The following is a 22572-nucleotide window of genomic DNA, read 5'->3' on the forward strand; positions in this document are numbered from 1 at the left end:
TTTCATATGGATTGAAATGTAAAATTTTGGACATTCCCTGTAACGGGATATGTTTATTTTTTGATGGATTTTCATTTCGTCCGTTGAATTAGTTAAGAACTGCGGATATCAATTGAAGCCCCTTTAGGGTTTATTCAGATATGATATGGTCATCCGTGCTGAGTTCAGCACGGATTTTTTGGGTCTCCCCCTCTTTTATGCAAAAGGGTTATTTGGAGCTGTCCCATAACGCCATGCCATCGGAATAACGGTCTATGGGCGGAAAGCGAACCTTAGTAGTTCGCTTTCCGCCCTTTTTTGCGCTGTATAACCATCCATTTTATAGTCAAAAGGAGAATATCACCCATGAAACCATTCGCATTAAACAAATTGGAGTACGAGAAAATTCGCACCGAGCTTGAACGCCTTGCCGTATCATATCTGGGAGTCGAGCATATCCGGAAGATGGCCCCCCTCACCCAGATGAAAGCCATTCGCAATAAGCTAAATGAAACGGAGGAAGCCAAAACCCTGCTCCAAACCGGGGCTAGCGTCCCTATTCCTTCCCTGGAGGGAATCGAGATGATCCTGGATCTGCTCGGCACCGGTTATGTGCTGTCTGAGCGCGATTTCGGGAATATGGTCCAATATCTGAGAAGCTGCCGCCAGCTCATTCAATATATGAATGCCAAGGAAGGCATTGCTCCATTGATCAGTTCCTACGCCTCCTCTATGCATGAACTGCGTCCACTTCTGTCCGAAATCGAACGCAGCATTCACGGCGGTCGTGTTGTGGATAGCGCCAGTAAAGATCTGGCCAAAATCCGCAAAAAAATCATCGTAACCGAGGAACGGATCAAGCGTAAGCTCGACAGCCTGATGAGCCGTTACAAAGGGATCATGCAAGAGCATGTCATCAGCAAGCGTGGAGGACGTTACGTGCTGCCCATCAAGAAGGAGCACCGTAAATCCGTAAATGGCTCGATTCTGGATGAATCGGCCAGCGGGCAGACGGTATTTATCGAGCCTTCCGACATGCAGGCACTTCAGATGGAATTAACTCTTCTGCACGCCGAAGAAGTCCGGGAAGAAACAAAGGTGCTGAGTGATTTGACCGCACTTGCCGAGTTATATCAATTCGAACTGAGAACCAATGCCGACATTGTTGGAATCTACGATTACATCATAGCCAGAGGCAAGTACGCCATTTCCATCGGCGGGCGCAATGTGAGCCTGAACCAGGATGGGTTCATCCATCTAAAATCTGCGGTGCATCCTTTAATCGGCTCCTCTATGATACCGCTGGACTTCACCATCGGGAAGCAGTACAAAACCTTGATCATTACAGGACCTAACACCGGCGGCAAAACTTCAGCGCTCAAGACGGTCGGACTCATCACCGTTATGGTTCAATCCGGTCTGCTGGTTCCTGTAGGTGAAGGCAGCCATTGCGCCATCTTTGACGAGGTTTCCGTCGATATCGGAGATGGGCAGAGTTTGGAGCATGCCCTCAGCACGTTCTCTGCGCATATTCGCAACATCCGCGACATTTTGCAGACGGCCGGCCGGTCCACGCTGGTGCTGCTTGATGAAATGGCGTCCGGAACGGACCCTGGTGAAGGCGTTGGATTGTCGATCGCCATTCTGGAGGAGCTGAGTCAACGTCAAGCAACGGTTGTGGTCACCACGCATTTTACCGAAATCAAAAATTTTGCCGAGCGCACAGCCGGCTTTGAGAATGCCCGGATGGAATTTGATGCCGACACACTCGAGCCGCTCTATCGTCTGCGGATCGGTGAAGCCGGTCACAGTTATGCTTTTGTCATTGCAGCAAAGCTGGGCATTCCGGAGTCGATCATTGCCAGATCGCGTGAAATCACGGAAGCGGGAACGGAAAGAGGTGACACGTCCCTTATATATGATGCTGGATCAGAGTCCGAAGAATGGACAGAAGAGGCGAGTCCGGTAGACCAAGTTACCTTACCGTCAGACGAACAGGATAAGCTTAAGAATGTTAAGGATCATGAAGATGAAAATGAAGCCTCTCCCTCTTCCTTCTACCAACTTGGCGATCGTGTCTATGTGCCTTATTTGAAACGAAGCGGAACCGTGTATGAAACCATGGACGGTAGGGGAAATATCGGTGTTATGATTCAGAAGGATCGACTGAAGATTAACCATAAACGGCTGAAGCCTTATATTGCGGCCAAGGATCTATACCCGGAGGATTATGATCTTGATATCGTTTTTGAGAGCAAAGAGAATCGGAAGAAGCGTAAACTGATGAACCGCAAACACATTGAGGGGCTGCAGATAGAAACGAAGCCGGAGTAACGAAACTCTTGATGATGGGTCGACCAGGATATCAAAAAAGAATCCTAAGGATTTGCGAAGGAGAGATCACGATGAACTTACGCACAGAAACCAAGAACGATTATGAGAAGGTCCAGGACCTTCTCACCCATGCTTTTCCCGGACAGGAAGAAGCGATTCTGGTACAGCGGCTGCGGGAAGACAAAGCCTTTCAACGGGAATTGTCAATCATAGCGGAAGAAGATGGGATCATCAAGGGCCATATTATGTTCAGCCGAGCCAGCCTTTTTGACGGCATTCATACCCATCACGTGGCTGCACTAGGGCCGCTGGCCGTGCTTCCGGATTATCAACGACAAGGGATCGGCGGAAAATTGATTGAAGAAGGCAAACGACGGTGTCTCACGCACGGCTATCCCCTTGTTTTTCTATTCGGCCATCCGGCGTATTATCCCCGGTTCGGTTTTGTGCAGGCCAGAACCTATGGGATCGATATAACCCAATTCACTGTTTCCGATGAAGTGTTCATGGTTGCCGAGCTTCAGCAGGGCGCACTCGATCACCTGCATGGCGAATTCCGTTTCCACTCCGCATTCGAAGATTTGGGGTAAGTCTCCGAGCTTCAAAGTCTATATCATCCGAATAGGTTTGATCAAGCCGGGCAATCCTTGGTGGCATTCAGCTTCTGATATGTTGTACAATAAAATCTAAATGACTATTTGAAGGATGGTTTTCAACATGTATGTAGCTCAGGATTGGCAAGATTACGAGGTCATCGATACCGGAGGCGGGGAAAAGCTGGAACGCTGGGGCGACGTGATTCTCAGACGTCCGGATCCGCAGATCATATGGCCGATTGAACGTGAAGATGGACAGTGGCGCAGTGTTCACGGACACTATCACCGCAGCTCGTCCGGCGGCGGGCAATGGGACATGAAAAAGCAGCTTCCGGACCGGTGGACCATCTCATACGACCAATTGAAATTTCATATTCGACCAACCAATTTTAAACATACCGGTTTGTTTCCGGAGCAGGCAGCCAACTGGCGCTGGATGATGGATAAGATCGCTTCAGCCGGACGCCCGGTCAGCGTGCTGAACCTATTCGCCTATACCGGCGGAGCAACCGTCGCGGCCGCCTCGGCCGGAGCTCAGGTTGTCCATGTGGATGCTGCGAAGGGGATGGTTCAATGGGCCAAGGAAAACGCGGCATTGTCCGGCCTCGCCGACCGTCCTATCCGTTATATCACGGATGATGTGTTTAAATTCGTGCAACGGGAGCAGCGTCGGGGAAACAAATACGATGCGATCATTATGGACCCTCCATCTTATGGCCGCGGACCAAGTGGAGAAACGTGGAAGCTTGAACAGAGCTTGTACCCATTCCTCGAAAGCTGCATGAGCATCGTATCGGATCATCCGCTGTTCATGCTGATTAACTCCTATACAACCGGCATCTCTCCTACTGTTCTGAATAACATGCTGACCATGACCATGAAGCTGAAATACGGCGGCACCATCAGTGCGGGAGAAATCGGATTGCCGATTACCCGCTCCGGCATGAACCTGCCATGCGGCATCCTGGGTCGATGGGAGTCCTGATTCGATGAGCAAGCGGGAACCTGCAGCATATCCGGTTGTGCCGATTCTTTTCGAGGATAATCATGTGTTAGGTGTAACCAAGCCGGTAAACATCCCCTCCCAGGAGGATGCTACCGGCGATCCCGACATGCTGACCATTCTGAAACAGGACATTAAGGAGCGCTACAATAAACCGGGCAATGTATTTTTGGGATTGGTGCACCGTCTGGACCGTCCGGTTGGCGGAGCGATGGTCTTTGCCAAGACCTCCAAAGCCGCTTCCCGATTATCGGAAGCCGTCCGCAGTCGCAGCTTCCGCAAGCAGTATGTAGCGGTCGTTCACGGGATTCCTTCGAAAACTTCGGGTCGGCTCGTGAATATGTTGTATAAGGATGTAAAAACCAACACCGTCTATGTCACCTCTAAAGGTACGGACGGGGCCAAGGAGGCCATTCTGGATTACACCGTGCTCCAAACGGCGGATGGCTTCAGCCTCGTCCTGATCGAGCTGCACACGGGCAGGCCGCACCAAATCCGCGTACAGCTCAGCCATGCGGGACATCCGCTGTTCGGAGATCAGAAGTATGGAAGCAAGGTGAACAAAGCCGGCCAGCAGATTGCCTTATGGTCCGTATTGGTCGGATTTCCGCACCCCGTTACCAAAGATGATATCTCCATTCGTTCCATGCCGCCCTCAGTCTATCCTTGGAGCCTCTTCTCCATGGACAAGCTGGAGTCCACACTACGGTCCTATTAATAGAACTCAAAAAAACGAAATCCAATCTTGGATTTCGTTTTTTATATGCCCTTTCACAGTGGCAAATATTGTAATATTTTATCCCTCTTCGATAATATATTATCCCTTTACTTTTATCAAAGAATGCCGAAAAATAGTAACTAGATTAGTTTAACATTTTTTAGATGATTTGTACAATCATGGTATAAACTCTAATTTTGAGTTTATATAAACCAACGGCTGCCAAGGAGGAGGATGATCAAAGCTGTTCATGAATGGTTACAAATTAAATATTCAAGGAGGAATTTGTTATGGACCAAGTTCGATGTCAAACAAATCGCCGCTTGCATTTGAAACCGCTGTGGATTTTTTTAGGAAGCACACTGTTGTTCTTCACCATCATGATCATCACAGCAAGCAGCGTCTCCGCTCATGGTTATGTTGAATCACCAGCCAGTCGTGGTTATAAGTGTAAGCTTGGAGAGAACACCAACTGCGGCAGAATCATATATGAACCGCATTCCCTGGAGGGAAAAGGAAACTTCCCGATCGGTGGACCGGCGGATGGTCAGATTGCTGGTGCTGGAATTTTTCACGAGCTCAATGAACAATCACCTACCCGCTGGAGTAAAGTGAACATGAACGGCGGACCGAATACGTTTAAGTGGGTGCTGACCGCTGCTCACGCCACATCCGATTGGAAATATTATATTACGAAAAAAGGCTGGGATTCCAGCAACCCCCTCGCACGCGCAGATCTCGAATTGTTCTGCTCCTTCAATGACGGTGGTAAACAACCGCCGAACACCGTAACCCACACTTGTAACGTACCTACCGACCGCACCGGCTACTATCTGATCCTCGCCGTATGGGAAATCGCCGATACAGGCAACGCCTTCTATAACGTAATCGACGTGAACCTGAATAACGGCAGCGGGAATCAGGACACGCAAGCTCCAACCGTACCGGGTAACTTGAGATCCACAGGTGTCACCAGCAGCAGCATAACGCTCTCATGGAACGCTTCCACGGATAACGTCGGGGTAACCTTCTATGAAATCTATCAAGGGTCCAATCTCGTAACCACCGTATCCGGATCAACCTTAAGCCACACCGTAACCGGTCTGCAAGCGGCAACCTCCTATACCTTTACGGTAAAAGCACGTGATGGAGCAGGCAACGTTTCACCAGCGAGCAGTCCGTTAACTATTGCCACATCGAATCCCGTCCCGGACACTCAAGCCCCGACGGCCCCTGCCAATTTGCGATCTGTAGGTTCTACTTCGACCAGCGTATCACTAGCCTGGAACAATGCCACGGATAACGTCGGGGTAACCGGTTATGAAGTATATCGGGGCACAACGCTGGTGACCACGGTATCCGGCAGCACGCTTTCCTATACGGTCAGCGGGTTGACGCCAAACACATCTTATAACTTCACCGTGAAAGCTCGTGATGCGGCTGGCAACGTCTCTCCTGCAAGCAATCAGCTGCAGGTCACCACGACGGACGGCTCCACACCGGAAACTCCGGCCTGGGCACCTAACACTTCATACCAGCAGGGAGCTTTAGTCACATATGGAGGCAACACCTATGAGTGCCGCCAAGCCCACACGTCCCTGCCTGGTTGGGAACCCTCCAACGTCCCGGCTTTATGGTTGCTTAAGTCATAATTTCATGACGTCTTGTAAAAAGTTCGAAATCATGGATTGACCATGATGTTCCATGCGTATGAAGATATGTAACAGCCCAAGGGTGAGCTGCCGTATGCAGCCGCCAGGGGGCTTCTCTACGTTTACAACGTTTGCTTCAGAACTTAGACCTCAACCAGAGCTTCCTTTGGAGCTGTATTAATCTTTCCTAACAGATAGACAAGCAGCTGTTGATTATGCGAGGATATGCGGTTCAAAATCTGGGAAAGGTACTCCTCCCTAACCTGTAATCCGCGCGTATACTCCTCACGTCCTTTATAGGATATCGTCACCCAGACGATCCGTCTGTCATTTGCGTCACGTTCCCGTTTGATCAGTCCATTCTTCTCCATCCGGTCCAATAGCATGGTTACGGCTGCCGGACTTGTGGCCAGGTAAGGAATGAAATCGGAAGGTTTCATTCGCTTCTGTTCAGCCAGCACCTCCAGCACCATCAGTTGCGATTCCGTCAATGTCGGTGCTAATCCGGCTTCCATATGGAGCTTATAATCCTTTGCCAGCTTGGACCACACCTTGGCGAATTCGGCAGTATGCATGTTTTATCCCGTCCCTTCAATTATGTCTGTCATGATCAAACATCGGATACCATCCGTGGATGTTGCACTGTACTTCGTTGAATGGATTTCGTTTGAATCCAAGTCATGATTCCATAATAGTTTATAGGATTAACTTTTCGCGGGCGAGCTCCCAATATCCTTCTTTTTTCGTTAAAAAATATAATTTCCAATCAAGCGACAAAACCCGTCAACCCTTATATGACGGCGTTTTTCAAGGTTCACCTTGCTTCGACATAGACGGACATATGTCAAATAGTATAAACAAAAGTTCTAATGTTGTGCAAACGCAAAATATAGCAAAAGCACCTCGACAAATATCATCGAAGGTGCTTTTCGTCCATCTATCTCACCTGTACTTCGAACATTTCTTTCTAAACAAAGGAAGTACCTACATCCTTGTTTAACTTTCTTTGCCTAACTCCCCATGCGGAATACTTACCAAATCAACAATCTGTCCTTGCTTGCCAACATCCGCAAGCAGTTTGCCTATCGATTTACGTTCCGCGATCGGTACTTTCTCCGTATGAATCGGATAAGCTTGCCCGTCTTCGCTGTACGCCATTATCTGCAACGGTTCACGGCAATAGAAAGCACCGACAATGGCGCTGCCGTTCGGCTTCACCCGCTTGCCTTCCTTAAACTCAAACGTAGCTATTCCTTTTCCGCCGCGGCTTTGCGTCTGGTAATCCAACAGCAAGCTGCGCTTACCATAACCAAGATCCGTGATGGTCAAAATTTCACCCTCATCGTTCTCCACCCATAACGCTGCAACGACTTCATCCCCGTCACGGAGCTGGATTCCCCGGACCCCGCCGGAAACGCGTCCCATGGCGTTGACTTCCTGCTCATTAAACCGGATGCTCATCCCTTCTTTCGAGATCAGCACAATATCTTTATTGCTATCACTCACGACGACCTGGATAATACTGTCTTCCGCAGCAACCTTGGCGGCCGCAACGGCGCCAGTCCGCTTGGTTACATACTCCTTGAGCTCTGTACGCTTCACTTGACCTTTGCGGCTGACGAACACAAGTGATTTGCCCTCTTCTTCAAAATTCGAAACCGGAATGACCGATACGATGTGATCCTCTTTCGGCACCTGAATCACGTTAACGATAGCCGTACCGGCATCTTTCCATTTGTATTCCGGAATTTGGTGAACCGGCAATAAGAAATACTGTCCACGGCTCGTGAATATGAGCAGATTCTCCAGCGTATTGACTTCAAACAGACGGGTGATGTAATCCCCTTCCTTAACGCCGGAGCTTTCCAGCTCACCGCCGCTTCGGGTGAAGGATAACATGCTGGTACGCTTGATGTAGCCTTCATTAGACAGCGTTACGAGCACGTCCTCTGCGTTAACCAGCACTTCAAGATTCACCTTGATCTCTTCCACTTCTTCCTGAATGACAGAACGCCGGTCGATACCGTACTTCTCGCGAATTTCAAGCAGCTCTTTGCGAATGACGGCAATCAGCTTCTTATCGCTGTCCAGGATCGCACGCAAGCCCTCGATTTTCTTTGTTAACTCGTCCAGCTCTTTTTGCAGGGAATGAATTTCAAGGTTCGTAAGGCGGTATAATTGCAAAGTCAATATGGAATCGGCTTGTCTCTCCGTGAAACCGAACATCCATTGCAGATTGTTCTGGGCATCCTGGCGATTCTTGGACGCTTTGATCGCCGCAATAACCTCATCCAGGATATTTAAAGCCTTAACCAGGCCTTCCAATACATGCGCCCGATCCTCTGCTTTCTCCAGCTCATACTGCGTCCGGTGCGTGACGACTTCACGCTGATGCCCGATATAAGCGGATAACATGTCTTTAAGCCCCAGCTGTTGAGGGGTTTTATTCACAATCGCAACCATATTGAAGTTGTACGTAATTTGCAGATCGGTTTTCTTGAACAAATAAGCAAGAATCCCGTTTGCGTCGGCATCCTTCTTCAGCTCAACGACGATGCGAAGTCCTTCCCGTCCGCTCTCATCGCGAACCTCGGCGATGCCTTCGACTTTTTTCTCGAGCCGTATGTTCTCCATGGCGGTAACAAGCCGGGACTTAACGACCTGGTAAGGGATTTCCGTGATGACAATCTGCTGCTTGCCGCCGCGAAGCGATTCAATGTCCGTCTTCGACCGCAGATATACGCGGCCTTTGCCTGTACGATAGGCATCCAAAATGCCTTCGCCGCCCATGATGATTCCGCTGGTTGGGAAATCCGGACCTTTGATAAAGGTCATAATCTCGGCCAGCTCAATCTCCGGCTTCTGCATGACGGCAATACAAGCATCGATCACTTCCCGTAGATTGTGAGGCGGAATTTCAGTGGCGAAGCCTGCGGAAATCCCGCTAGCTCCGTTCACAAGCAGGTTGGGGTACCGTGAAGGCAGCACAACCGGTTCCTTGGCCGTGTTATCAAAATTATCCTTAAACAGCACGGTCCGCTTCTCGATATCCCGAAGCAGTTCCATGGCAATCGGCGATAACCTTGCCTCGGTATAACGCATCGCTGCTGCGGGATCATCGTCCTGTGAACCCCAGTTTCCGTGGCCGTCCACAAGCACATGTCCCATCTTCCATGGCTGGGCCATCCGAACCATACCTTCATAAATCGATGAGTCCCCGTGCGGATGGTAGTTACCCATAACATCCCCGACAGTTTTGGCTGATTTACGGTATGGTTTATCCGGTGTGTTACCCGAATCGTACATGGCATACAGAATCCGGCGCTGAACGGGCTTCAGGCCGTCACGGACGTCCGGGATCGCCCGGTCCTGAATAATATACTTGGAATACCGGCCAAATCGATCACCTACGACCTCTTCCAGAAAAGCCGGCAAAAATTGCTCCGATAAACTCATTCCTTCACCTTCTATTCCTCAAACTCCGCGAAGTTGACATTTTCTACGATCCACCGCTTGCGGGGATCTACTTTATCTCCCATCAGCGTAGACACGCGACGCTCCGCTTTGGCAGCATCATCGATTTGTACCTGCAGCAATGTCCGTGTTTCCGGGTTCATCGTTGTTTCCCATAATTGCTCCGGGTTCATCTCGCCCAGACCTTTGTAGCGTTGCAGCTCAAAGTTCTTGAATTCCTTCAAATAATTAGCCAGCTGCTCATCCGTCCAGGCATACCGTATGGTTTCCAGCTTCCCGGATTTGCTGGCGATTTTATACAGTGGAGGCTGTGCAAGATAGACGCGGCCTTCATCAATCAACGGTTTCATGTATCTGTAGAAGAACGTAAGCAGCAGCACCTGAATGTGAGCGCCATCCGTGTCCGCATCCGTCATGATAATGATTTTCGAATAATTGCTGTCCCCGGCGGTGAACTCCGTACCGATTCCTGCTCCGATGGCAGATACAATCGCTCGGTATTCATCATTCTTCAGGATGTCGGCCAGCTTCGACTTTTCCGGATTCATCGGTTTCCCTTTAAGAGGCAGTATAGCCTGGATTTTCGAATCCCGTCCCTGCTTCGCAGAGCCGCCGGCGGAGTCTCCTTCGACAATAAACAATTCGGTTCTCGAAAAATCCTTGGACTGCGCCGGCGTCAGCTTGCCGCCTAGATTGGAGCTCTCGCTGCGTTTCTTGCCGCTGCGCATTTCATCCCTTGCTTTACGGGCCGCTTCACGGGCTTTGGAAGCCTGGATGGCCTTCTTCAAGAGCGTTTGCGCGATCTGTGGATTCTCCTCGAGGAAGATTTGCATCTTCTCGGTGACAATGCTGTCAACCGCACTGCGCGCAGAGGCGCTCCCCAACTGGTCCTTAGTCTGGCCGACAAATTCGACCTCAGCCATCTTGACGCTGATCACGGTCATCATGCCTTCCCGGAGATCATTCCCCTCCAGGTTCTTGTCCTTTTCCTTCAAAAGATTGTTCTTGCGGGCATAATCATTCATGACACGGGTATACGCTGTCTTAAAGCCCGTCTCATGCGTACCGCCCCCGCGCGTCGGGATGGAGTTAACGAAAGAAGCCAGCGTTTCGGTGTATCCCGCATTATACTGAAGGGCGATTTCGACTTCGATATCATCCTTCTCCGCATAAAAATGGATCACATCATGCAGCACGTCCTTGCCTTCATTCAGGAACTGCACAAACTGGCTTGCGCCGCCTTCGTAGAAAAACTCTTCTCCGTTGCCGCTACGCTCGTCTTTCAGAACAATCCGGAGTCCGGAGTTCAGGAAGGCAATTTCCTGTAAGCGCTCTGCAAGCGTGTCGTAGTTGAGATGCGTTCCCGCAGTAAACACGCGCGCATCCGGTTTAAACGTAATCTTCGTGCCTGTTTTGTTCGTATTACCAAGCACCTCAAGGCCCGTTACCGGTTCCCCGACATGCTCTTTTCCTTTTTTGTCCTGCCAATATTCAAAACGTTGGCGGTGAATTTTACCATCACGGTAAATTTCCACCTCCAGCCACTCGGAGAGCGCATTGGTTACCGAGGCGCCAACGCCATGAAGACCGCCGGACTTCTTATATCCGGAACCACCGAATTTACCGCCGGCATGCAAAATCGTAAATACAACCTGCGGGGTGGGGATGCCTGTCTTGTGCATTCCGGTTGGAATACCGCGTCCGTTATCGTATACCGTCGCGGACCCGTCTTTATGCAATGTAATTTCAATTCTCGAGCAGTACTTGGCCAAATGCTCGTCTACGGCGTTGTCCACAATTTCCCATACCAGATGATGCAAGCCTGACGAGCTTGTGCTCCCTATGTACATGCCTGGCCGTTTGCGCACCGCAACGAGGCCTTCGAGCACTTGAATGTCGTCAGCATCGTATCCTGAACGGTTGTTACCGCCGTTCTTCGATGACTCTGCAAACATATCGATCTGTTCGACCATTCATGCTCCTCCTTCAAATTCACGTATCTCGTGTATTTCTATTTCTACATTTCAATATTTTAGAAGAACGCTGTTCCCTAAAAAATGCAAACAAATGTTTCATGCTTTGTCCATTTTAATTCAAGATATCCCTTCTCGTAAAGACACTGAATGAAACAATAACCGCACAAATTGCCCAGAGGGCCAATACGGCAAGGGAAAAATTTAAAGTCATCCCCTCAATTGGCGGTAAATTGCCGGCTAAATAATTGGTCAAATTCAGGTTTACCATAAACAAATATTTCGCGCTGCTCCATGCCGATGCCATATTCGTCAGAATATTACCGGCAATCAATGCGGCCATCATAATCACAATGCTCGCCGCCGTACTTTGAACCAGCACGGACACCATAAAGGCCAGCATACCGACACATACGCCGACAAACCACACCAAGCCGCCCTGCATCAGCAAGTACTTCCACTGCGGAACAGCATGAACGCCGGACATATCCACATCAGACCCAACAATTTGGAATCCCGTGAATACCGGTATCTCAAACCCCTTGTATCCGAAGGCAAGACCGGAGATCAGATAGGCAATGACAAAGGTGGAAACTACGATAAGAGACGTAAACATGATCAGGGCGATCAGTTTGCTCAGCAGCACCTTCCATCGCTTCACAGGCCTTGTCAGCAGCATCTTGATGGTACCGGTCGTCCGTTCGCCGGAGACAATATCTGAAGCAATGGCCATAATGAGCAGCGGGATAAATAGGGATATCGCATTATTCAAAAATTCCCGTGTGAACGTAACCCCGTTTGGTTGATTAGGATTCACATCATGCTGCAAATAATACTGCATTTGCTGAATAAAGATTTGCCTATATCGTTTCCATTCATCCGGTACCCTGTCACTGCTAAGCGAATTCTCATTATCCGTGATTCGCTGCTGAAGCTCAAGCCGCCAGTCACTATTGAACTTCTCCCGGCTCCGTTCAGCCGATTTCATCTGGGCATAGGTAAACATGGGAACCAGAACAAGAAGAACCAGCAGGACAACATAGAACCGCTTTCGTTTGATAATTTTGATGCACTCGTTCTTGATCAGGGGCAACAGGTTACTCAATGCTCTCACCCTCCGTCATCTGCAGGAACAGCTGCTCCAGCGTAGGATTGATCCGATGAACCTCCCGGACCTGTACACCAGCGGCCACCAGCCGTTCCACAGCTCTAGACGTGTATGTCGTGCTCATACGGGTCACAACAGCGCCCGGAGACATGCCTGCAAGCAAATTATCATCGAGCACCTCCTCGGGGCGGTCGACAATTTGGCAATAATCCAGCTTTTGCAATATTCGTTTGCCTTGCACGGCGGGATCCAGATCCCAGATAACATGATCACTGCTGCCGGCAATTAATTCATCGACCTCACCAACCGCAAGCACTCTTCCGCTGCTGATGATCGCCACGCGATCGCATAGCAGCTGAATTTCGCTCAGCAGATGGCTGGAGACAAAAACAGCCAATCCTTTTCCGGCCAATTGGTGTATGAACTGCCGCATCTCTTTGATCCCTTTCGGATCAAGACCGTTGGTCGGCTCGTCCAGAATGAGCAGCCTCGGTCTGCCGAGCAGCGCCTGGGCTATCCCGAGCCGCTGCCGCATTCCCAGTGAATATGTACTCACTTTGTCATGAATTCTTCGATCCAGTCTCACCGTATCCACAACTTCCTGTATTCGCTGCTGGTCAATGCCGGGCTGCATTCGCGCAAAATGCTCAAGATTTTCCCATCCTGTCATATACGAATACATTTCCGGATTCTCCACGATGGACCCAATATAACGCAGCGCCTGCTCCTGCTGGCGGTTCACATCATAACCGCAGACCTCGATCCTGCCGGAGGACGGTTTAATCAAGTCCACAAGCATGCGGATTGTGGTCGTCTTTCCTGCCCCGTTCGGCCCCAAGAAGCCAAATATTTCGCCTGCGCGCACGTCGAACGACACATCATGTATAATCCATTTTCGACCGATTTTCTTTTTTACATGCTGGACAGATAGTACGATTTCTTGAGCTTGTTCATTCATCGAATTCCAACTCCCCATATGACATCCTCATCATGCCTACAGCATACCCTCTACAATTCGATCCGCTATAGCCTGATATCCTGCCCCGTTCGGATGAAAATGGTCCGAGGACAGATACTCGCCCAGCTTATGCTGAAACAGATCGAACGTGGGGACCAATGTCATATTGGGATCCCGGTTCACGATCTCCATAACCGCATGATTCCATGCAGAGACCACGATATTGCCGGGTATGAGCAAGTCTTCCAAATCGGAAAAAGGATGATACAGACCGATATAAACGATTCTCGCATCCGGATTAATGGCGCGAATCTTCTCCAGAATCGCCCGCAGGCGTTCAGATGCTTGCGGCAATGCACCCATCAGCTTAGCAGGTTCGAGCTCTATCTCATCGGAATCCGCCGCCCCTTCCATCAGCCCGCTGCCTTGAAAGATATCATTGCCTCCAATCGAAAGCATAATGACATTGGCTTGCTTCAAGGCATACTGTATTCCCTTGTCGTCCAGCTTGGGAAGGAGTCCTTCGGTCGTCATTCCGTTTATGGCCAGATTCGCCAGCAGGCTCGCTGTTCGGCCATCGCCATTTAATTGATCCACGCTTCGACGGACAAAACCGCTCCCGGTATTGTCCCCCGTTCCCTTGGCCAGTGAATCTCCAATCGCAGTTACCTTTAAATCATTCGGCAAAATCGGATGTGATGGAGCGCTCTCCGGCTCTTCCGGCGCTGTCTCTTCTTCGGACGCCTCGGATCCTCCACCACCAGTCAGCAAGGGCTGTCCTTGCGGATCATTAATATCCTTAAATGCATACACAAAGCCAAGAATAAGCACAATCGTTACTATAACCGACACGGAGGCAGTAATTCGCCATATCCATGCAGATGATTTCATGACATTCCCCCTACAAAATTCCTCATGTACACTACCTTAAGACTTCTATTAAAAATTTGCAAATCAAAACACGCAAAGAAGACTGCCCCGGACGCAGTCTTTCGATGCGTGACCGGGGCAGCCCTGTTCATATGAAACAAGATAAGTGCTTATTCACTGATGAATTCTTGAACCCAATATCCGTTGTAGTATCCAACACCGATCATGGTGAAGTTCGGAGACAGGATATTTTCACGATGACCTTGACTATTCATCCAGGAGTTCATAACTTCTTGTGGTGTACGTTGCCCTTTAGCAATATTCTCACCGGCATAGCCGTAAGAAATACCGTAGGCTTTCATCATATCGAATGGAGAACCATGCGTTGGCGAAGTGTGGCTGAAATAATTGTTATTGCTCATGTCCTTCGCTTTATCGAGTGCCACGGTTGTCAGCTTAGCATGGACCGTAAGCGGCTTCAGGCCTGCATTCGCACGTTCTTTGTTCACCAACTTTACAACCTCGGAAGCAAAATTCGATTGTTCCGTTGTACCCGCAGACTCGGAAGGCTGGGACGGTGTTGTAGATGGAGCGCTGGTCTCAGGCTTGCTTGTTTCTGGTTGAGTCGTTTCTGGTTTGCTGGTTTCCGGCTTACTTGCTTGCGGAGTTTCAGCAGGCTGGTTCGCCTGAGGTTTTTCCGTTTGCGGCTTCTGAACGACCACCCATTTAAACTGTGATTCCAAGCCTTGGCTCTCCAGGAATTTCTGAATCTTTTGTTGCCAGTTTACATAATTATTGCTTTCAGCAGGTGCAGCAGACGCCGTCGTTGGCAGCATGATGCCGACAGCCAGTACAGCAGCAATGCTCCCGCCTGCGATTTTCTTTATCCAATGGTTGTTCATGAATGCTCATCTCCTATGCTCATAGTTGTGGAGTTTGCTTGACCGCCCCTTCTAAGATGAATTTCTAGGGTGCCGGACGATCAAACAATAGTTACATTTTTGTAATCTCGTACGAACACATTGTAACACATTTGATACCTTCGGCAATCCTACAATTGTTGGAAAAGCGTCCTTGAATTCCTACCTATACACCGGAAACCAAGTCGGCTCTAGTCCCAGACATGATGTAGGGATCGATGCTTTAATCAAGCGAAGAATCTCTTCTTATATCGGTGGTCTTCCAATCGAGTTTTAGGGAAAAACAAGAAAAAACCCACCCCAAAATTGGGATGGGTTTATGAAAAGACGAAGACTACAGCTTTTTACTAAACTGGTATCCAGCCTTTTCAAATCCAATATGCTCATAAAATGCATGTGCGGGAGCAAGTTCTTCCCGGTTGCCGCTTGTGAGAAACAAGAGGTGGCTACCATGCTGTCTTCCCCATGTCTCTGCACCGCGAATCAATCTTTTGCCAATTCCTTGGCCGCGGTAGCTTGAGGTTACAATAACCGAAGTAATTTGAGTGACCGGTTCGGTCATAGTGAAGGATTTGACTTGACGAAGCATGATCATACCAACAACAACACCATCAACCTCAGCAATCAGATTGCCGTATAAAGGATTGTCGTTCATGGCTTCCATCCGTTCACGCATCACATTAAGCGTGGTCGGATAATTCAGTTCGCGCATCAAGGATGTGACAGCTTCCAAATCATTCTTCTCAAAGTTTCGAATCAGCAGTGCAGGCGCAGATAATACGCTTTCGATGCTCATTATACCCTCATGCTTCCCTTCTTCTATGAATTCTGAGTAAACTCTACTTCTATTTTGTAAGTTTACGAAGAAGATTGCAAGTATCAAGCGACATTTTTTTTACATTTGTGTCGGTTTTGTTAAACCTTTGTTAAGCCGTTTTTACAAAAATCGGTATTGTGCTTCAATCAACCCATGGTACGTACCCTGCTTCTGCATAAGCTGGCTGTGATTTCCTTCTTCGATTATCTTGCCGTGATCAAGCACAACGATATGATCGGCGTGGCGGATCGTTGACAAACGGTGCGCCACGATGAAGGAGGTTCGACCCTGAAGCAGCACTTTAAGAGCTTCCTGAATTTTCAATTCCGTCTCGGTATCGATACTCGCCGTTGCTTCATCCAGAATTAGAATCCGCGGATCGGCAAGGAGCGCCCTGGCAAAGGACAGCAGCTGCCGCTGACCCATGGACAGCATATTCCCGCGTTCTTCAACCTCGGTATCGTAGCCGCCCGGCATTTGAACGATAAAATCATGGGCCCCGACCGCCTTGGCTACATCCTCTATCTCCTCATTGGTTGCATCCAGACGGCCAAACCGGATATTATCTCGAATCGTACCGGAGAAAATAAAGGTATCCTGCAGCACGATGCCAATCTGATTTCGAAGACTTTCAACCGTTACCGATTGGATATCGTATCCGTCGATGGTTAATTTACCTTCGGTAATATCATAGAATCGGCTGAGCAGATTAATGATGGTACTTTTGCCTGATCCGGTATGACCGACAAGCGCAATCGACTGGCCTGCCTTCACGTCCAGATTGATCCCTTTGAGAGCCTGGCGTCCTTTTTCGTATTCAAACACCACATTCTCCAGCTTGATATCCCCTTTAATCGTCGGCAATTTCTTCGCCCCAGGCTGATCATCAATGCTCGGCTTCTCGTCAATAAACTCAAAAATACGTTCAGAGGAAGCCATGGCAACAAGCAATTGGTTATACATTTGGCCAAGCCGGTTGATCGGCTCCCAGAAGTTTCCTACATATTGGGTGAAGGCAATGAGCAGACCGATGGTGAGCTCGCCTTGTTGGATCAACACGGCACCAAGCCAGAACAAGATCAATGAACCGAAACCACCGGTAATTTCGATAAGAGGCCCAAACCCTTGGTTCATGGCAGACGCCTTATCCCAGGACTTTTTGCTGTCCATGTTCATGTTGTCAAAAAACTTCATATTCTCTTCTTCTTGCGTGTAAGCTTGGGTCACGCGGATCCCTTGAATCGATTCATTCAAGTGGGAGTTTATCCGCGAGTTACGAATCCGTACATCCTGCCATGCACGCCGGATACGTACACGGAGTTTGGTCGAGATGAAGAACATGATCGGTACCGTGACAATAACAGCAAGACCGAGCTTCCAGTTTATTAAGAGAAGGATGACCACAATACCTACTAGCTGCACGCAGTCGATGATCAGATTGACAACCCCGTTAGTAAACAAATCTTGCAGGGAGTTAACATCATTCGTAACCCGGACCAGCACGGATCCAGCCGGACGCTTGTCGAAGAAATTAAAGGACAAGCGCTGAATATGCTGGAACAGATCCGCTCGCAGGTCATATATCACTCGCTGACCGATGATATTCGTAAACTTGATACGAAATATTCCGGCAACCCATTGAATGATATACATCGCCAGGACGGCTATCGTAATCTGATATAGCAAGGTCAGACTTGGATTCCCATTCTTCGGTTCGATGGCCTGGTCAATGGCCAAACTGGTCAAGAACGGAATGGCAAGCTTCGTAATGGTACCGATGATCATCATAAGTCCGATCAGCGGGAGAATCTGCTTGGCATAAGGTTTCATGTACGAGATCAGCCGTGTCAGCTGCGACCAGTTAAACGGTTTCTCAATCGCATCATCGTCCTTGTATACAAAACGTTCATTGGTTTCTTCCGAGGGCTTCCGCGGCCTCGGAATCTTTTGCTTTTGATGCGGTTCAGTATTTACATTGGCGTTCATGCTTGCACCTGCCCTTGCGTGCCTCCTGCTTGAGCTTGCTTCGCAATAAGGTCCGCATATTGTATTTTGTACACATCCTGATAAGGTCCTGGCACTGCAATCAATTCAGTATGCTTGCCGCGCTGCACGACTCTTCCCTCATCCAGAACGAGAATTTCATCCGCATGACGTAAAGAGGAAATCCGGTGAGCGATGATAAACGTCGTTCTGCCGTTCATGACTTCCTGGAAGCCGGATTGAATTTCATGCTCGGTTTCCATATCCACTGCACTGGTGGCATCATCCAGGATCAGAATTTTCGGATCCTTCAGCAGAGCCCGGGCAATCGCGATCCGCTGCTTCTGTCCGCCGGAGAGGCCCATTCCCCGTTCGCCAACGATGGTATCATAGCCATCCTTCATCTCCATGATGAAGTCATGAGCTTTGGCCAGCTTGGCTACCCGGATAATCTCTTCCATACTGACGTTCTTCATCCCGTAAGAGATGTTATTTCGTATACTGGATGAGAACAGGAAGGTCTCCTGGAATACCGTGGCGATCTGGCTGCGTAAACTCCGCACCTTAATGTCATTAATGTTGACTCCATCTAATTTAATACTGCCTTGATTGACATTGTAAGCATGCATCAAGAGCTGTATTATCGTCGACTTACCAGAGCCCGTTCCGCCAAGCAAACCGATAACAGAGCCGGGACGCGCATCCAGATTAATATCTTTAACTGCAGCCATCTTATTGCCGTAAGCAAAGGTGACATTATCAAATACGACGTGTCCTTTCACTTTGCTTGGCACCAAATCTACAGCACGTTCGCGGTCTTCCACATCAATTGGCTGATTTAGCAGCTCCAACACACGTTCACCGGAAGCCTTGGACTGCGTATAGTTGTTAATGTGGAAACCAATTCCCCAGAGAGGGCCGATTATGTACCAGATCAAGGTAAAGAACGCTGCTAACTCCCCAACTGTCATTGAACCTTTGATAACCATGGCACCGCCGACTGCAAGGAGAATGACGACACTGATATTCGCAAATAGTTCCATCATCGGGAAGTAGCGTGCCCACAGTGAAGAGGCAAAAATTTGGTTGGTTTTGTAGCGCTCATTCCGTTCGGAGAACTTCTCCACTTCGTGAGGCTCACGCGCAAAAGATTTTACGGTTCGAACGCCCGTAATATTCTCCTGAACCGCGGTCGTCAGCGAGCTCAGCGCAAGACGCATTTCCTGGAAAGCCGGATGGATCTTGGATTCGAACTTCAGAGCTGCCACAACCAAGAATGGCATCGCTACCAAAGTAACCAGCGTTAATTGCCAGCTGATGGTGAACATCATGATGGAACCAAAGGTTATCATCAGTACTAAATTGAGAAGTTGGGCAAAACCGAAGCCGATAAACATCCGGATTGCTTCCAAATCCCCGGTAAGCCGCGACATCAAATCCCCTGTCCGTGCCGTGTCATAATAGCGGAACGATAGAAATTGCAATTTTTCATAGCAGGCGTTTCGTAACGAGTATGCCAGGTAGTTACCTAGCCTTCCCCCAAAAAAACCGTGCAGAAACTGCATTGAAGCTTTCAGAATTACCACACCCAGCACAGTAAGTGCGAGCTGCGGCACGATGCCGTAATTCTCCAGCTTGATTGCATCGTCAATCAGCACTTTCAACAGCTGCGGATAGACAAGTCCTAAAGCGGTTGCAATCGCCAGACACAGAATGGAAAGAAAAAGATAACTTCGTTTCTCCCAAAAGAAGCCCTGCAGTTGCCTGAGAACATTCATGTTTATCCTCCTTTGGATTATTTTCGTTCAGGTTATGTAGCATTTATGAAGTTTATCATCGACCTGAACCCGCGGCAAAGAGGGAAAACCGTCATAAATGAGCCAAAAGGACCTAAAGGGGGCAAATAGTATAACTTATCTTTGTTTCATAATGAAATCATCGGAAATTCTCATTAATACTAGGGGATATAATCACATTGTCAGTCCCTTCAACCATCAGGCTTCATCCACGATTTCCGACTTTTTTGAACATGCTTGAAAAAGGGTAATATCCTAAGCCGTTTTCATCCCAGTGCGAACGCTGTAGCGGATTAAAATACGTCATACCATCCTCTTAACCTTCATCAGCCCACGGTGAACATAGGAAAAAAGACGCCCCGCCATGGTGGCATACGGGACGCCTTTTGATTGAGAAGTATGAGTTTGGAGTTTAAGCTGCATAAAATCGCTATGCGTATGGGAGCTTCTGACACCAACAATAACTATGCTATTCCGTTGTGTACTGCTCTTGATCGCATAAGAGCCGTCATTACCGTGCTCCCTGAATCATAACTTCCAGCTCATCCGCCAGCTTACTCCACATCAACGGAGATTGGCCGTCCTGCAGAGAACCGAGAATGGCAGCCATGGATTCCTTCAGCTGTTCCTCCAACACCGAGACATGATGCTGCAATGAACGCTCACTCATCCGAACATAGTGGTCTGTCAGCTGCTCTTCTCGAATGCTCACCACACTCGCCACGGCTTCCTTCACCTTCGGCTCAGCCGCTTCACGAAGCTTGGAGCTTCCGCTTCCCTCAAAGAAATGCTTCGGGTTCTTAAAGGACGACCAGAAGGACAACCAATCCCCCTGTATTTGCAGATCCGTTTCTTCCAGCTCCGGCGGTGACCAGTCCTTATCCGCCCGTATGGAAAGGGACAAGCCCTCGGCCATACCGTTGATATCCGCTGCTGCTTTAAGCGCTGCGTCTTCAGCTAATTTGCGGCCGGCCATCTCTAAGCGAAGCGTTGTCGCCCATAACTCCTGATCCAGCTCCATGGACATCGTCCGCATCAAATCTCGTCCGCAAGCCGCAAAGGCCGATTTCAGGTGACCTGCATCCTCCCGGAGCACGGAAGGATTAAACGACTCCTGAAAGAAACGGTTCATGGCATAATCCAGCCGCTGCCGTACATGAAACAGCAGCTCGCTGCTTTCCTGCGCGATGTCGCGCGACATATTAAACTCCGTTAAAGCCGCAAGGCGAGATAAGGCTTGTTGATGAACCTCTTCCAGCTCCACGATTTTACGCTCACGCGTGGTCTCATCCTGGGCTGCCATATCGGCCCATGCTCTGATCCGGTCCCTAACCGAAGCCAGTTCATCATAAGCAGCGCGCTCGGAAAGCCTTGGCAGCTCTTCAACCGCAAATCGACTAAGCGCTCCTTCGAATACAGGGAACCCCGATTCCTTCAATTTTGCTTCATCCCCATCCAGCTTACTATCCAGCGCAGCCAGACTGGAAACGGGGAAGATATGCGGGCTGCCTACCCCGCTGGATGTCAGGTTAGTACGAACATGCTTCACAACCTCATCCAGCTCCTCTTCGGATTGTGCAAGGTCTGCGGCATTGACGATAAAAAACATTTTATCCAGGGCAAAACTGTCTTTAACCCTGCCCAGCTGGGACAGGAATTGCCGATCCGCTTTGGAAAACGCATGGTTGTAATACGTTACGTAAACGATGGCGTCCGCATTTTTAATATAATTGAATGTTACGCCCGTATGTCGGGCATGCAGGGAATCGGCTCCCGGCGTATCCACCAGCACAATCCCCTGCTCCGTCATCGGACAGCTGTAATACAGATCGATCCCGTCGACAAAACAGGATTTGGTTTCGTCCGCCACATAGCCCCGATATTCCGCCAGCTCTACCGTTTCCGTCGTACCAAGTTTGGATTCCATCACTTCCCAACCGGCGGCGGCGGCCTTCAGGAACCCGTAATGCGGCAAGCCTGCCGGGTGAATACCGGCTGGATTCAATCCTTCTGCCGTGCTTCGCCAATTGCCCGGATTCGGTTCCTGGAGACCCAGCACGCTAAAGGAGTACTTCAGATCGTCCCACCACATCTCGCGACTCTTCATCCGCACGGCTGCGGTACCATGGGAATTCCCTTCAGCCGGTGCCAGAATCCGGTTCACCGCCGCCGTTGTCGGGTGCGGTGACACCGGTAGGACCGACTCGCCCAGCAGTGCATTGGCGAAGGAGGACTTCCCGGCGCTGAACGCACCGAACAGCGCCAAAGTGAACGAGCCGCCCGCAAGCGCATCCGCGCGGGCGGTCAAATCCCGCGCGGCCGAGACAAGCGCGGGATGCGGCGCCAGCAGCGCTGCTGCGGCGCGCAGCTCGGCTGCCGCGGCATCCAGCC

At 49.5% G+C, this 22572-nt stretch carries 16 protein-coding genes; 5 read left to right on the forward strand and 11 right to left on the reverse strand.

The genetic code is table 11. The features are described from left to right. Positions 1-345: 345 nt before the first annotated feature. The 5 genes from PLA01S_RS06915 (at position 346) to PLA01S_RS06935 (ending at position 6282) form a co-directional block, all read left to right on the forward strand. Entirely contained in the window at positions 346-2313 is a 1968-nt protein-coding gene (locus tag PLA01S_RS06915; protein WP_127590991.1) for an endonuclease MutS2, read from the forward strand. Between the two features lie 71 nt (positions 2314-2384). Continuing rightward, positions 2385-2903: a GNAT family N-acetyltransferase gene (locus PLA01S_RS06920; protein ID WP_127590993.1), complete on the forward strand. Its 519-nt coding sequence runs from the start codon at positions 2385-2387 to the stop codon at positions 2901-2903. Positions 2904-3030: 127 nt separating this feature from the next. After that, positions 3031-3894, forward strand: coding sequence for a class I SAM-dependent methyltransferase (locus tag PLA01S_RS06925; RefSeq protein ID WP_127590995.1), 864 nt, complete (start codon positions 3031-3033; stop codon positions 3892-3894). Positions 3895-3898: 4 nt separating this feature from the next. Continuing rightward, positions 3899-4630: an RluA family pseudouridine synthase gene (locus PLA01S_RS06930; RefSeq protein ID WP_127590997.1), complete on the forward strand. Its 732-nt coding sequence runs from the start codon at positions 3899-3901 to the stop codon at positions 4628-4630. Between the two features lie 290 nt (positions 4631-4920). Beyond that, on the forward strand, positions 4921-6282 hold the full coding sequence (locus PLA01S_RS06935; RefSeq protein WP_127590999.1) for a lytic polysaccharide monooxygenase: 1362 nt from the start codon (positions 4921-4923) through the stop codon (positions 6280-6282). A 143-nt stretch (positions 6283-6425) separates the two neighbouring features. Here PLA01S_RS06935 and PLA01S_RS06940 read toward each other — a convergent pair whose 3' ends face one another. The 11 genes from PLA01S_RS06940 to PLA01S_RS06990 form a co-directional block, all read right to left on the reverse strand. Continuing rightward, positions 6426-6857, reverse strand: coding sequence for a MarR family transcriptional regulator (locus PLA01S_RS06940; RefSeq protein ID WP_127591001.1), 432 nt, complete (start codon positions 6855-6857; stop codon positions 6426-6428). A gap of 421 nt (positions 6858-7278) precedes the next feature. Continuing rightward, positions 7279-9738 (reverse strand): DNA gyrase subunit A, encoded by a 2460-nt coding sequence (gene gyrA, locus PLA01S_RS06945; RefSeq protein WP_127591003.1) that lies wholly within the window; start codon positions 9736-9738, stop codon positions 7279-7281. Between the two features lie 11 nt (positions 9739-9749). Next, positions 9750-11729, reverse strand: coding sequence for a DNA topoisomerase IV subunit B (gene parE / locus PLA01S_RS06950; protein ID WP_100536382.1), 1980 nt, complete (start codon positions 11727-11729; stop codon positions 9750-9752). Between the two features lie 115 nt (positions 11730-11844). Continuing rightward, on the reverse strand, positions 11845-12834 hold the full coding sequence (locus PLA01S_RS06955) for an ABC transporter permease (protein WP_127591005.1): 990 nt from the start codon (positions 12832-12834) through the stop codon (positions 11845-11847). Continuing rightward, the gene (locus tag PLA01S_RS06960; protein ID WP_127591007.1) at positions 12827-13795 is read right to left on the reverse strand and encodes an ABC transporter ATP-binding protein; all 969 of its coding nucleotides are present in this window, start codon (positions 13793-13795) and stop codon (positions 12827-12829) included. Before PLA01S_RS06960 ends, PLA01S_RS06955 begins: the two co-directional genes overlap by 8 nt. 36 nt (positions 13796-13831) lie before the next feature. Then, positions 13832-14686 carry a GDSL-type esterase/lipase family protein gene (locus tag PLA01S_RS06965; RefSeq protein WP_127591009.1) on the reverse strand — a complete coding sequence of 285 codons (855 nt, stop codon included), beginning with the start codon at positions 14684-14686 and terminating at the stop codon, positions 13832-13834. Positions 14687-14835: 149 nt separating this feature from the next. Next, positions 14836-15567: a CAP domain-containing protein gene (locus PLA01S_RS06970; protein WP_127591011.1), complete on the reverse strand. Its 732-nt coding sequence runs from the start codon at positions 15565-15567 to the stop codon at positions 14836-14838. A 352-nt stretch (positions 15568-15919) separates the two neighbouring features. Next, on the reverse strand, positions 15920-16381 hold the full coding sequence (locus tag PLA01S_RS06975) for a GNAT family N-acetyltransferase (RefSeq protein ID WP_071218337.1): 462 nt from the start codon (positions 16379-16381) through the stop codon (positions 15920-15922). A 141-nt stretch (positions 16382-16522) separates the two neighbouring features. Further along, the gene (locus PLA01S_RS06980) at positions 16523-18388 is read right to left on the reverse strand and encodes an ABC transporter ATP-binding protein (RefSeq protein ID WP_127591013.1); all 1866 of its coding nucleotides are present in this window, start codon (positions 18386-18388) and stop codon (positions 16523-16525) included. Beyond that, on the reverse strand, positions 18385-20163 hold the full coding sequence (locus PLA01S_RS06985; protein ID WP_127591015.1) for an ABC transporter ATP-binding protein: 1779 nt from the start codon (positions 20161-20163) through the stop codon (positions 18385-18387). The genes PLA01S_RS06980 and PLA01S_RS06985 overlap by 4 nt, the downstream gene beginning before the upstream one ends. Positions 20164-20692: 529 nt before the next feature. Next, positions 20693-22572 (reverse strand): dynamin family protein (locus PLA01S_RS06990; protein ID WP_174819190.1); only part of this gene is annotated, 1880 nt, incomplete at its 5' end.

The sequence above is a fragment of the Paenibacillus lautus NBRC 15380 genome, assembly GCF_004000945.1.
In the GTDB taxonomy this organism is placed as follows: domain Bacteria; phylum Bacillota; class Bacilli; order Paenibacillales; family Paenibacillaceae; genus Paenibacillus_AQ; species Paenibacillus_AQ lautus.

Bases quoted from the DNA above. Each gene is read 5' to 3' on its own strand.
- PLA01S_RS06975 (WP_071218337.1), bottom strand. From the start codon at position 16,381: ATGAGCATCGAAAGCGTATTATCTGCGCCTGCACTGCTGATTCGAAAC.
- gyrA (WP_127591003.1), bottom strand. From the start codon at position 9,738: ATGAGTTTATCGGAGCAATTTTTGCCGGCTTTTCTGGAAGAGGTCGTA.
- PLA01S_RS06970 (WP_127591011.1), bottom strand. From the start codon at position 15,567: ATGAACAACCATTGGATAAAGAAAATCGCAGGCGGGAGCATTGCTGCT.
- PLA01S_RS06915 (WP_127590991.1), top strand. From the start codon at position 346: ATGAAACCATTCGCATTAAACAAATTGGAGTACGAGAAAATTCGCACC.
- PLA01S_RS06920 (WP_127590993.1), top strand. From the start codon at position 2,385: ATGAACTTACGCACAGAAACCAAGAACGATTATGAGAAGGTCCAGGAC.
- PLA01S_RS06925 (WP_127590995.1), top strand. From the start codon at position 3,031: ATGTATGTAGCTCAGGATTGGCAAGATTACGAGGTCATCGATACCGGA.
- parE (WP_100536382.1), bottom strand. From the start codon at position 11,729: ATGGTCGAACAGATCGATATGTTTGCAGAGTCATCGAAGAACGGCGGT.
- PLA01S_RS06930 (WP_127590997.1), top strand. From the start codon at position 3,899: ATGAGCAAGCGGGAACCTGCAGCATATCCGGTTGTGCCGATTCTTTTC.
- PLA01S_RS06965 (WP_127591009.1), bottom strand. From the start codon at position 14,686: ATGAAATCATCTGCATGGATATGGCGAATTACTGCCTCCGTGTCGGTT.
- PLA01S_RS06985 (WP_127591015.1), bottom strand. From the start codon at position 20,163: ATGAATGTTCTCAGGCAACTGCAGGGCTTCTTTTGGGAGAAACGAAGT.
- PLA01S_RS06940 (WP_127591001.1), bottom strand. From the start codon at position 6,857: ATGCATACTGCCGAATTCGCCAAGGTGTGGTCCAAGCTGGCAAAGGAT.
- PLA01S_RS06980 (WP_127591013.1), bottom strand. From the start codon at position 18,388: ATGAACGCCAATGTAAATACTGAACCGCATCAAAAGCAAAAGATTCCG.
- PLA01S_RS06935 (WP_127590999.1), top strand. From the start codon at position 4,921: ATGGACCAAGTTCGATGTCAAACAAATCGCCGCTTGCATTTGAAACCG.
- PLA01S_RS06960 (WP_127591007.1), bottom strand. From the start codon at position 13,795: ATGAATGAACAAGCTCAAGAAATCGTACTATCTGTCCAGCATGTAAAA.